This window comes from Glycomyces sp. NPDC050141 (assembly GCF_055586545.1).
In genome coordinates, this window is record NZ_JBVJHZ010000005.1 from 113266 (window position 1) to 124744 (window position 11479).

Genomic DNA, 11479 nt, shown 5'->3' on the forward strand with positions numbered 1-11479 from the left:
GTCACTCGGCGCTGATGGCCTCGGCGACCGCTTCTACCGCTAGGGCCCGCACCACGTCCACCGACGCCCGGAGCCTGCCTGTCGAGGCCGCGACGAACGCGTCGCCGTCCATCCGGGTGTGCACCGGGCTGATGGCCTTCGCGAGGCCGTCGTGCGCGCCTTGCGCGACCAGCGCGCATTCGACCTTGTCGAGCCGCGCGTTCGTGACGACCGCGCCGATCGTCGTGTTCCGCCCGAACCCTTCGACCGCGAACCCCTCGGGCCGCAGCAGCCCCCGGTCCAGCGGCCCCGGTTCGCCGAACGCGTTCACCGCCGCGAGCGCGCTCACCGCGACGGGCCCGGCCCACACGGTGGCCGTCCGCAGCCCCGACGGGAGCGTCACGCCCCGCCACTGGCCCACCGTCGCGCCCCGGCCCGCCCCGACCGGCCCGTCCAGCGCGGGCTCGAACGGCGCCATCGCCGCGTCGCACGCCTCGTAGCCTTGGGCCGCACCGGGAACCGTCCCGGACCCGTCGAGGTCGTAGAGCCCGAGCGTCGGCACGATCGGGACCTTCCCGCCCGGCGTGACGACGCCCCGGCCGTGCTCGGCCAGCCAGCGCATCACCCCGTCGGCCGCCGCGAGCCCGAACGCGGACCCGCCGGTCAGCAGCACCGCGTCGATCCCGGTGTTCGACCGCAGCGGGTCGAGCAGCTCGATCTCGCGGCTGGCCGGGGCCCCGCCCCGCACCTCGCCTGAAGCGGTCGTGGCCTTCTCGAACAGCAGCACCGTGCAACCGGTGTGCTCGCCGGTCCAGTGGCCGACGCGAACTCCCATGTCCCGCATCCGGACAGAGTACCGTCACGGCCCCTCCGGCCGCCCCTGGAATTCGATAACCGAACGGTAACTAAGCTCATTGTGGACAGTGTCGCGGGACACCTGTGACCCACGCAAAATCCCTGGATTAAGCGGACGAGGACGCCTTAGCATTGAATACGAAGCCGAAGGAGCAGGAACGGAGCGGCGAACCCGCAACGTTCTCAGGCCCCGGCCCGGAAGCGGTCTTGACCGCGTCCGATTCCCGCCGTCGACAATGGCGTCATCGACGAGCGGCCCCCAAGAAATACAAACCGGCTCACCCTGCCGGGAAGGAATACATCATGTACGAGTTCGTAGGAGCATTCCTCGCAGTCGACGCCGCCAACACCGTTGCCAACTCGGCCCTGCCGAACGCTCCGGTCGTTGACGACGGGCGTGCCGACAAGCCTTACGCTTTCGGCGTCACCCGCCCGGAGAAGGTCCGCCTCTCGACCGCCGGCGTCCTGCGCCGGGCGGCCGACCGCGTCGAGGGCCGCGCCCTCGCCGGCCTGGCCCGCTAAGGACCGAGGCGAGCGCGCCCACAAGGCGCCGACCGCAAGACTGCACAACTCAACAATCCACTAGAACGCGACGCGCTGCGGCTGTCTCCCAAGGGCCCGGCGCGTTTCGCTCTCCCGGAGGCGGGCCCGGCCGTGAGGCGGGGCCCGCCTCCGGCGTCCACGGGAAAGGGCCCCGGCCATCGGCCGGGGCCCTTCGGGTTCCCTTGCGTGTCAGGCGCTTCCGACTACTCCTCGGCACCGGCCTTGCGGCGGCGTGCGGTGACGACCATGAGCACGACGCCTACGACGAGCACCGCGGCCGCGCCGGCGATGATCATCCCGAGCGACGTGCCGGTCTTCGGCAGCTTCGGCGTGGTGGAGCCGTTGCCGTTGCCGCTGGCGTTGACGGTGATGTCGGCCTTGTTGTTCTTCGCGTCGGCGTCGGCCACACCGGGGTAGCCGTCGTTGTTCAGCGCGGCGATCTCCAACGTGCCCTTGGCCGTCGAGGTCGCGTCGGTGATCTTCACCGTGACCTTCAGGTCGGCCTTCTCGCCGTCGCCGAGCGCGGCGATGAAGCACCCGAAGTCGATGCCGTCCGTGTTGATGTCCGGCGCGTAGGACGCGAACTCGTCAGCGGTCATGCAGGTCCAGTTCGCCTCCCCGGCCACGTCGACCAGCTCCAGGCCCTTCGGGAGCGTTCCGAGCACGTAGTACGAGCCGGGGCCGTCGAAGAACGAGTACGCGTCGGCCGGGCCGTCGTTCTTGACCGGCACGGTCAAGGTGACCTCAGCGCCCTTGGCGCCCTTCGCGTTCGCGTCCGCGATGCTCAGGTCGAAGGGGTTCGCGGTGGTCTCGATCGAGATGTAGCCCCAGTACTCGTCGGTGAACTCGGACTCGGGCTCCGAGACCTCGCGCAGGCCGAACAGGTTGTCCGAGGCCGGGTCCCATTCGAAGTCGCCGATCAGGATCGGGAGCGTCTCGGTGTCGACCGGAGTGAAGGCGTAGGTGCACACGCAGATGTCGACCGGGCCGGGCGCGGTCGCGTCCACGGCGTACTCGACCGGGACGGTCGGCGTGAACACGGCACCGACCTCATCGGGGAACTCGGTGATGATGCAGTAGGTCGCGCCTTCCTCGACGTAGCAGTTGTCGTAGTCGGCGATCGTCTCGGCGCCGCCGTAGGTCGAGTGCTGGAACTCGGCGAGGATGGCGGCCGTGTTCTCGGGGATCGGGTTCTCCTGCAGGAGCTCCGGCTGCACTTCCACGGTCGAACCGGGCTTCACGCCGGTGAAGTCGACATTGCTGTGCGCGTACGGCCACACGAGGTCGGAGCCGCTCGGCGGCAGGACCTCGATCTCGCTTTCCTCGCTGTAGACGACTTCGCCGTCCACGAGCAGGTCGAGCGCGTACGGGTAGGTGCCGACCGAGGCTATGTCGGGGACCTCGCCGTCGAACTCCCAGCGGAGGTCCGCCGGGGCGTCGTCCTGGACGCACTCGACGCTGGTGCCGGCCTCGTCCGCGGTACAGCGGTCGCCGATGTCGCCGCCCGAGAACACGAACGTGCCGTCAGGGGCGTCGATGTTCAGCTCCACGGCGACGGTGTGCTCGCCGGGGGTGAAGTCGTCCCCGAAGTAGACCTCCCAGCCCTGGAGCTGCGGGTCCTCAGCGGCGTAGAACGAGTTCATGCCGAGGAACGTCTCGACGGGCTCGGGGGTCTGCGCGGCGGCGGGGAGCGCGAACGCCCCGACGCCGAGTGCCGCCGTCCCGAGGACGGCCGAGGCGCGCAGACCCGCGCGCTTCGGTGAGGGGATTCCCATGGTGTGGTTTCCTTTGCAGTTGTCCGGGCCGCGCCCGAATGAAAAGTTCCTTTGCATCTAAACGCCCCAGACCCGGTGAACGGTTGCGTGATCGTTTACTTGCCGGTTACTCGGCGCGGCAGCGGAACCGGGCGCACGGGCACGCGAACGGGCCCCGGACGCACTTCCGGGACCCGCTGGGTTTCCTTGCGTATCAGTCGGTTTCAGCTACTCCCCGGCACCGGCCTTGCGGCGGCGGGAGGAGAGGACGAACATGACCACGCCGACCGCGAGCACCGCGACCGCGCCGCCGATGATCATGGACATCGAGGCACCGGTCTTCGGGAGGTTCCCGGAGCCGCCGCCGAGCGAGAACACGGCCTCGTTGTTCTTGAGGTCGCTGTCCAGCTGGCCCGGGTAGCCGTCGTGGTCCATGCCGACGACCTTCAGCGAGCCGTCCGACGCTTTGCTCGAGCTGGTGATCTCGACCTTCACGTCGAGACTGAGGGACTCGCCGTCGCCGAGCTCGCTGAAGAAGCAGACGAAGTCGAACTCCTCCGAGGCCGCCGGGTCGCCCGGGGGCAGGTAGCCCGCCCACTCTTCGGGGCAGCTCCAGCCGTCACCGGAGACCGAGACCAGGTCGAGCCCGGTAGGCAGCGTCCCGAACAGGACGTAGGTGCCGGGGCCGTCGAAGATCGAGATGGCTCCGGCCGGTCCGTCGTTGCCGACCTCGACCTTGACGGTGGTCTCGGTGTTCTTGGCGCCCTTGGCGTTCGCCTTGTCGACCGAGAGGTCGTACAGCTGACCGGTGCCGCGGAAGTCGATGAAGCCGAAACCGTCGTAGTGGTCGGGGTCCGCGTTCTCGCTCACGAGGGTCGTTCCGAACAGGTTGTCCGAACCCGCGTCCCATGAGAGGTCGCCGTACTCGGATTCGAGCATCTCGGCGTCGAGCGGGCGGACGCCCCAGTAGCAGCCGCAGACCTCGAAGCTGCCCGGGACCTCGGCGTCGAGCGTGAAGCTGACCGGGCTCGGTTCGAAGAGGCCGTTGGGAACCTCCTCGAAGTCGGTGACGATGCAGGTGACCCCGTTGGAGCCGCCGCCCCAGAACGAGTCGACGCAGTTGTCGTATCCGGCGACCGCTTCGAGCGCGCCGTCGAGGATGTAGTTCGGCTCCGCGAACCCGATCGCCAGGGCCTCGGTGCCTTCCGGGAGGTCGCCGTTCTGCATGTACTGCGGAGCGGCCTCGACGGTCGCGCCGGGGTCGAGCTCGTACTGGAGGCTGTCGTGGAGGAACGGGTACTCCTCTTCGCCGCCTTCGTTGCCGATGATCTCGAGGGTGCCCGGCTCGGTCGCCACGGTCTCGCCGTCCACGGTCACCGTCACGGTGTAGTCGTAGACGCCGGAGTACGCCCAGTCTTCGGCCTGGTACTCGATGGCGACGGAGTCGCTGGCGGCGACGCCGGGGATCTCGCAGTCGAGCACGGTGTTCTCGATGTTCGCCACGCACTCGTTGTCGCCGAAGCGGAACCGGAGCTCGTTGTCGGGGATCTCGATCTCGAGCGAGACGCCGAGGTCGTGCACGCCGGGCTCGAAGCCGTCGCCGAACTCGACGTCGACGCTGCCGAGGTAGGCGCCGCCGCCGACCTCGACCGGGCTGGGCAGGTCGTAGGTGATCGTCTCGGGCTCGGGCACGTCCTGCGCCTGGGCGGGGAGGGCGAACGCGCCGACGCCGAGTGCGGCGGCGCCGGTCACGGCAAGCAAGCGCTTACCGGCGTTTTTAGGGTACGAGGGATACATGATCGGCTTCCTTTGTGGAGGGACGGCACCGCTGTGTTCAGGGGCGGGGCCGGTCGGGTGACTTGACATCAGCTAGACGCAACGGGTCGGTCACTGGTTGCAACGACGAATATGAATTTCCCGAAGCAACGTTCCCGAGGAAGCGAACAGGGCGCCCGGCCGTAACGGCCGAGCGCCCTGTGGCGGAAGTAAAGAGCTGTTACGCCTTCCAGCCCGGAATCGGGAAGGACTTCGTGTGCTCGCGGATCTCACCGGCGATCACGTCGAGCTCGTTGTCCTTGCCGTCCTTGGCCGCGGCGACGGCCCGGTCGATCCAGCCCGCGATGAGGTCCATGTCGCCCTCGGTCATGCCGCGCGTGGTCACCGAAGCGGTGCCGATGCGCAGGCCCGACGGGTCGAACGGCTTGCGCTGGTCGAACGGGACCGAGTTGAAGTTCAGCTCGATGCCGGCCGCGTCCAGGGCCTTCGCCGCGGGCTTCCCCGGAATGTCCTTGCTGGTCAGGTCCACCAGGATCAGGTGGTTGTCGGTGCCGCCCGAGACCAGGTCGAACCCGCGCGAGGTCAGGCCCGTCGCGAGCGCCTTCGCGTTCTTGACGATCTGCGCCGCGTAGTCCTTGAAGGAGTCCTTCGCGGCCTCCTTCAGCGCCACCGCGATCGCCGCCGTGGTGTGGTTGTGCGGGCCGCCCTGGAGGCCCGGGAAGACCGCCTTGTCGATGGCCTTCGCGTGCTCCTCCTTGGTGAGGATCATCGCGCCGCGCGGGCCGCGCAGGGTCTTGTGCGTGGTCGTGGTGACGACGTCGGCGAGCCCCACCGGGGTCGGGTGCGCGCCACCGGCGACGAGGCCGGCGATGTGCGCGATGTCGGCCATGAGGATCGCGCCGACCTCGTCCGCGATGGCCTTGAAGCCCGCGAAGTCGACGGTGCGGGGGATCGCGGTCCCGCCGCAGATGATCATCTTCGGGCGCTCGGCGCGCGCGATCTCGGCGACCTCGTCGAGGTCGATCCGGCCGGTGTCGCGGCGGACCCCGTAGTGCACGGCGTCGAACCACTTGCCCGTGGCCGAGACCTTCGCACCGTGGGTCAGGTGCCCGCCCGCGGGCAGCCCCATGCCGAGGACCTTGTCGCCCGGGTTCAGGAACGCCATGTAGACGGCCAGGTTGGCGGGGGAGCCGGAGTACGGCTGCACGTTCGCGTGGTCGGCCCCGAAGAGCGACTTCGCCCGGTCGATCGCCAGCTGCTCGACGACGTCGATGAACTGCTGGCCCTCGTAGTAGCGCTTCCCGGCGTACCCCTCGGAGTACTTGTTGGTCAGGATTGACCCGGTCGCCTCCATGACCGCCTGGGACACGTAGTTCTCGGACGCGATGAGGCGGATCTTCTCGGACTCGCGGCGTCCCTCGTTCTCGATGGCCTGTTCGATCTCGGGGTCGATGGCCGCGAGCGACGCGGTGAGGGCCTCGTAGGCGTCGGACATGACAATGCTCCTCGCTGATCGGCATGATCTCGCACGGCGACCGGGCAGGTGGCCTTGATGCCCCGAGCATAGCCGGACCTGCTCAGCGGGGCACCCTGCGTTTCCTCCCCTGTGAGACGGGACCACCTGGATCACCTCACTCGATCGGCCATACGAGACTCCATTGCGTACACGCAGTACGGTGCGACGTATGTCACCTAGATACGCCGCGAAGACCGTCGGCGCCGGGTTCGCGGTCGCGGCGCTCGCCGCGCTCGCGCAGCTCGGGCTGGCCTACGGCTTCGGACTCCTCTCCTGGGCGGACGCCGCTCCCGGCGCCGCCGACCCCGTCCTCGACTACCGCTCGAACGCGAACCTCGCCTGGGTGGCCTGGTTCTCGGCCGCCTCGTGCGTGGTCGGCGGCCTCGCCTCCGGCGCGATCGGCTCCCGCGCCGCCGCCCGGCTCGGCCCCGCGATCCGCGTCACCGCGGTGTTCGCGAGCGCCCTCGGCGCGTTCGCGGTCGGCCCGCTCGTGTCGCTCTCTGCCGAGGAAGGCGCGGTGTTCGACGCCTTCGCGACCGAACCGCTCATCGCCGCCGGTCTCGGCGCGGCCGTCGGTTTCGCGCTGGCGCTCATCGGCCTGAGCTCCCGCTCGGTCGCGGTGAACGTGGGCGCCTCGGTCGCCCTCGTCTGGCTCCTCGCCGTCCTGTCTGAATTCTGGGAGGTCGGCGACCTGGCCTCGCCGGTCACCGAGCTCGGCGTCTGGGGCTCGTGGGCCGCTCCCGGCACGGCCCTCGGCTACCGGGGCCTGTCGATCGCGGTCCCGTTCGTGATCGGCTCGGCGCTCATCGGCGTGATCGTCGCCGTGATCGCCCGGCGCGGCCCGATCTCCAGCTCCGGCTACCGCATCGCGGCGGCCTCCGGGATCGCCGGGCCGCTCATCGTCACCGTGGCGCACCTGGTCGCCGGGCCTTCGCGGGCCGACGACGTCGAGTCGATGTCGGTGCTGCTCGTGGGCCCGTACGCCGCGATCGCCGGGCTCCTCGGATCGCTGATCGTCTGCGCGCTCCCGAAAGCGGGCGGCCAGATCGACGACACCCCGCAGCCTGCACGCGAGGAGCGCACCGGCCTGGTCGAGACCGCGCCCGGCTGGACCGTCCCCGAACCGGCCTCGGCCTACGACGAGCAAAAGGGCGACACCAAAGACCTCCCGGGGAACGACGACCCCGAACTCGACTGGGTCCAGGAACTCAAACCCGTCGAGCCCGGCGCGACGAAGACCGCCGAGCCCGAGGCCGAACCGGATACGAAGAAGCCGGCCCGCCGCAAGACCACCCGCAGCCGCCGCAAGATCAACACCGACGAAGCAGAGTCCTAGGGACGCAAGCGAAACGGCCGGGCCCTCGGGCCCGGCCGTCTCACTTCGTCAAACCTCCCACTCGTGCACCGGCCGACCGTCGGCCGACCGGGCCGCGTAGTCGAGCACCATGGCCCGCAGCGCGTCCCGCCGCTCGAGCCGCTGCCGGTGCTCGGCCACCTGGACCCGCGCGACCTGCCAGGTCGCGCCGTTCACACCCCGGCGGCACCGCGCCTCGATGATCCCGAGGAAGCGCCCGATGTCGCGGCTCACCACGCCCATCGCCGCCAGTCCCTCGGCCGCGGCGGGCAGCAGCTCGTCCAGGACCAGCGCCCGCGCCGGGACGAGGCCCCGGCCCGGCCACCACTGGTCGGCCTGGATGCCGTGCCGCGCCGCCGAGCGGAAGTTCGCCGCGGCCTGCGCGAAGTCCATCCGCTCGCTCAACGGGACCGGCGCGTTCGCGTAGTACACGACCAGGCCGTAGAAGAACGCCATGTTCGCGCAGATGTCCGCCGCCGTCGGCCCCGCCGCGACCACCCGGTTCTCCACCCGCACGTGCGGGCGGCCCGAGTGGACGTCGTAGACCGGGCGGTTCCACCGGTACACCGTCCCGTTGTGGTACCGCAGCTCCCGCAGCGACGGGACCCCTCCGGCGGCGGTCACCGCGAGCGGGTCCTCCTCGTCGCACAGCGGTAAAAGCGGCGCGAAGTGCCGGTAGTTCTCATCGAACAGCTCCAGGACGCCGTCGATCCAGCGCTCCCCGAACCACGCCCGCGGCTTCGCTCCCGACTCGCGCTGGTTCGCGCGCCGCGTGTCGGTCCCCTGCTCGAAGAGGATCACCCGCGTCTCGGCCCACAGCTGCCGCCCGAACAGGTACGGCGAGTTCGCGCCCGTCGCGACCTGCGCGCCCGCGATCGCCTGCGCCGCGTTCCAGTACCTCGCGAAGTCCTCAGGGGACACCTGCAGGTGGAACTGGACGGAGGTGTTCGCAGCCTCCGGCGCGATCGACGCGGACGTGAAGTCCACCGACTCGGCCCCGCGGATGTCGATGCGCAGGTGCTCCCCGCGCTGGGCCATGATCTCCTCGTTGAGGATGCGGTACCGCTTCGTCCTCGACAGCGCGTCGACGCTCATGTGGTCGGTGAACAGCGTCGGCATCGTCCCGATAGGACAGATGCGCACCCCGGCCTTGTCCCCGGCCTCCCGCACCTCCGACAGCACCGCCGCCAGATCGCTCTCGTACCAGGAGATCCCGGCCCCGTCCAGCAGCCTCGGCGGCAGGTTCAACTCGATGTTGAAGGCGCCCAGCTCATGCTGGGCGCCGTAGAGCGCGTCCTCCTCGCCCGACGTATGCAGGTGCTCCAGTACCGCGTCGTTGGCGAAGGCCGGATCACCGTTCGGCTCAACGAGGTCGAGCTCGAGTTCCAGGCCCGTCATGGGCCGGTCCCGGTCCAGCCGCCGATCGGCCAAGAGCTGCGCGAGGGCCGTCCGGCCCGCCTGGAGTCTCGCTGTGTACGCGGGATGATCCCAGTGCCGCAGGGCAGAACCGGTCACCTCGTCCCCCATATTTTCCTCCCCAGGAATGAAAGGTCCATCAACCTTAAGACTTTCGGTCATGTGCTGGCTACCAAGGGAGAAGCACTTTCGTCCCGAATGGTGTGGATCGCGCTCATATTAGGGACCGGCGTTCCGCCGTAGTGTCGGGATCTTGACACAACAGGGTTTCGGAAGTTCACTATCTGTATCAGGGCAGCTCATGACCGCAGTTGCCCCCGACACGTACTGCTGCCGAATAGGGACGCAGGGTGTGCGCTATAAGATGCCCGCGTGACCGACCAGAGCCCGTCCCGCCGGCCCGCCGACTTCCTCGCCGCCCACCGCGGCGGCGGACTCGCCACGCTCCTCGACCAGCGGGGCGCGGCCTATTTCGCCTACGCCGCATGGCGAATGGGCCTCAAGCCGACCCACATCTCGTTCGTGAACCTGGTCCTCGGCCTGGCCGCGAGCGCCGCCGTCATCGCCTACATCCCGGCCGCGAAGGACGGCGCCCCGTGGTGGCCCGTCGCGCTCAGTGCGCTCGTGCTCTGGCAGGTCGCGTACATGCTCGACTGCGCGGACGGCCAGCTCGCCCGCGTCACCGGCACTGGCTCCGATGCGGGTGCGCGCGTTGACATCCTGTGCGACATCGCGATCCAGGCCTCGGTCGTCGCCGTGGTCGTGGCCGTCGCCGACGCCTACACGCCCTGGCTGCCCGCCTGGTCCGGCGCGGCCTTCGCGGCCCTGTGGATGACCAACCTCGTCACCGCCGTCATGGCCAAAGAGGACGACGGCGTCTCGATGGTCAAGAGCACCAACATCGTCGTCCGCCTGATCAAGCTCGTGCGCGACTACGGCTTCATCATCGTGGTCATCGCCCTGGCCCTGATCCGGCCCGAGCTCATGTGGCTGGTCCTGGTCGGCTTCGGCGCGGTGAACGCCCTCTTCCTGCTGGCGAGCATCGCGAGCAACGCCCGAGCCAGCCTGCGTTAGGACGCGATCAGTTCCTCGTAGATCTCGATGAGGCGCCGCAGCGTCACTTCGGGCGCGAAGACCGATTCGTAACGGGCCCTGGCGTTCCCGGCGAAGCTCTGATCCTTCGCCACGGCTTCGAGGCCCCGCGCGAGCGCTTCGGGCTCCGGCTCGACCGCCACGCCCGCAGGCGCTTCCGTGTCGGCCCCGGCGATGAACGGCGCCCCGCCCATGCGGGTCGCCACGATCGCGCGGCCCGCCGCGAGCGCCTCGATGCCCGTGGTCGGCAGGATGTCCTGCCAGATCGAAGGCACCACCACGGCCGCCGAAGCGGCCAGGGCCGCGTCCCGCTCGGCAGGCTCCAGCTGCCCGAGGTACTCGATGTCGCCGCGTTCAGCCGCCGCAGCCTCTACAAGGGACCGCAGCGGTCCGTCGCCCGCGATCCGCAGCACCTGCCCCGGCAGGTCCGCCTGCCGCCACGCGTCGAGCAGCAGCGCCACGCCCTTCTCGGGCACGAGCCGCGCCCCGAACAGGAACCCGTCGCCGAGCGGCACGACCCCGGGGTCGGCCACGGCGTTCGGCTTCACCCGGATCTGCCGGTCCTCGATGCCGATGCTCCGCAGGTACGCGGCCATCGCGTCGGTCAGCGCGATGAACCGGTCCACGCCGCGCCACGTCCCCTGGTGCACCCCGAGTGCGACGGCCATCACGGCGCTCTGCGCGCGCGACCCCCGGTAGCAGGCGTGCAGCACCCCGGGCCCGTTCCAGCGCTTCCCGTGGCAGTCCCGGCAGTCGTGCCCGTCCCTGAAGTAGAGCCCGTTGACGCAGTCGTGCCGGTAGTTGTGAATGGTCTGCACCACTTTGACGCCGTGCCTGTGGGCGGTCCCCACCACCGAAGGGGACAAGAGCGGGTACGGGTTGTGCAGGTGCAGCAGGTCCGGCCGCTCGCGCTCCAGCAGCGCGGCCAGCTCCCGCTGCGTCCCGGCCGCGTGGATCGGCGACGCGGCCAGTACTGCTTTCTTATGCGCGGGAAGCGAAGCGATCTCGTCGGAGGACCGCAGGAACGGCACCACCCCGACGCCCGCCTCGCGCAGCGCCCCGATCTCGTAGTCCACGATCGTGTTCTCGCCCGACGGCTGCGCCGAGGAGTACCTGTTGTGGGCGATGACGATCTTCACGGGGTCCCTCTGGTGCTCTGGGGGTGGCGCGGACGGCTTTCGGCTCGGCCGAACA

General features: G+C 69.7%; 9 protein-coding genes. 3 read left to right on the plus strand and 6 right to left on the minus strand.

Going from position 1 to position 11479, the window contains the following annotated elements; translation table 11 throughout:
- Position 1: 1 nt before the first annotated feature.
- Positions 2–823 (minus strand): P1 family peptidase, encoded by an 822-nt coding sequence (locus ACZ60M_RS04945; protein ID WP_465414792.1) that lies wholly within the window; start codon positions 821–823, stop codon positions 2–4.
- Between the two features lie 314 nt (positions 824–1137).
- Between ACZ60M_RS04945 and ACZ60M_RS04950 the strand changes: the two genes are divergently transcribed.
- A complete protein-coding gene (locus tag ACZ60M_RS04950) occupies positions 1138–1356 on the plus strand; it encodes a hypothetical protein (protein WP_208498944.1) in 219 nt (72 codons plus the stop codon).
- Between the two features lie 224 nt (positions 1357–1580).
- On the opposite strand, the gene ACZ60M_RS04955 is transcribed toward ACZ60M_RS04950, so the two are convergent.
- From ACZ60M_RS04955 to ACZ60M_RS04965, 3 genes are all read right to left on the minus strand, one after another.
- On the minus strand, positions 1581–3152 hold the full coding sequence (locus ACZ60M_RS04955; protein ID WP_465414793.1) for an LPXTG cell wall anchor domain-containing protein: 1572 nt from the start codon (positions 3150–3152) through the stop codon (positions 1581–1583).
- A 207-nt stretch (positions 3153–3359) separates the two neighbouring features.
- On the minus strand, positions 3360–4928 hold the full coding sequence (locus ACZ60M_RS04960) for an LPXTG cell wall anchor domain-containing protein (protein WP_465414794.1): 1569 nt from the start codon (positions 4926–4928) through the stop codon (positions 3360–3362).
- A gap of 199 nt (positions 4929–5127) precedes the next feature.
- Positions 5128–6402 (minus strand): serine hydroxymethyltransferase, encoded by a 1275-nt coding sequence (locus ACZ60M_RS04965; protein ID WP_465414796.1) that lies wholly within the window; start codon positions 6400–6402, stop codon positions 5128–5130.
- A 190-nt stretch (positions 6403–6592) separates the two neighbouring features.
- Here ACZ60M_RS04965 and ACZ60M_RS04970 point away from each other — a divergent pair, with 190 nt between their 5' ends.
- Positions 6593–7759, plus strand: coding sequence for a hypothetical protein (locus ACZ60M_RS04970; RefSeq protein ID WP_465414798.1), 1167 nt, complete (start codon positions 6593–6595; stop codon positions 7757–7759).
- Positions 7760–7807: 48 nt separating this feature from the next.
- Here ACZ60M_RS04970 and ACZ60M_RS04975 read toward each other — a convergent pair whose 3' ends face one another.
- Positions 7808–9304 carry a glutamate-cysteine ligase family protein gene (locus ACZ60M_RS04975; protein ID WP_465414800.1) on the minus strand — a complete coding sequence of 499 codons (1497 nt, stop codon included), beginning with the start codon at positions 9302–9304 and terminating at the stop codon, positions 7808–7810.
- Positions 9305–9565: 261 nt separating this feature from the next.
- On the opposite strand from ACZ60M_RS04975, the gene ACZ60M_RS04980 reads away from it, so the two are divergent.
- Positions 9566–10267 (plus strand): CDP-alcohol phosphatidyltransferase family protein, encoded by a 702-nt coding sequence (locus ACZ60M_RS04980; RefSeq protein ID WP_465414802.1) that lies wholly within the window; start codon positions 9566–9568, stop codon positions 10265–10267.
- Here the strand turns inward: ACZ60M_RS04980 and ACZ60M_RS04985 are convergent.
- On the minus strand, positions 10264–11424 hold the full coding sequence (locus ACZ60M_RS04985) for a glycosyltransferase family 4 protein (RefSeq protein WP_465414804.1): 1161 nt from the start codon (positions 11422–11424) through the stop codon (positions 10264–10266). The genes ACZ60M_RS04980 and ACZ60M_RS04985 overlap by 4 nt on opposite strands.
- Between the last annotated feature and the right edge of the window lie 55 nt (positions 11425–11479).

Coding starts and splice junctions, on each gene's coding strand:
- ACZ60M_RS04965 (WP_465414796.1), bottom strand. CDS start 6,402: ATGTCCGACGCCTACGAGGCCCTCACCGCGTCGCTCGCGGCCATCGAC.
- ACZ60M_RS04945 (WP_465414792.1), bottom strand. CDS start 823: ATGCGGGACATGGGAGTTCGCGTCGGCCACTGGACCGGCGAGCACACC.
- ACZ60M_RS04955 (WP_465414793.1), bottom strand. CDS start 3,152: ATGGGAATCCCCTCACCGAAGCGCGCGGGTCTGCGCGCCTCGGCCGTC.
- ACZ60M_RS04960 (WP_465414794.1), bottom strand. CDS start 4,928: ATGTATCCCTCGTACCCTAAAAACGCCGGTAAGCGCTTGCTTGCCGTG.
- ACZ60M_RS04950 (WP_208498944.1), top strand. CDS start 1,138: ATGTACGAGTTCGTAGGAGCATTCCTCGCAGTCGACGCCGCCAACACC.
- ACZ60M_RS04975 (WP_465414800.1), bottom strand. CDS start 9,304: ATGGGGGACGAGGTGACCGGTTCTGCCCTGCGGCACTGGGATCATCCC.
- ACZ60M_RS04970 (WP_465414798.1), top strand. CDS start 6,593: ATGTCACCTAGATACGCCGCGAAGACCGTCGGCGCCGGGTTCGCGGTC.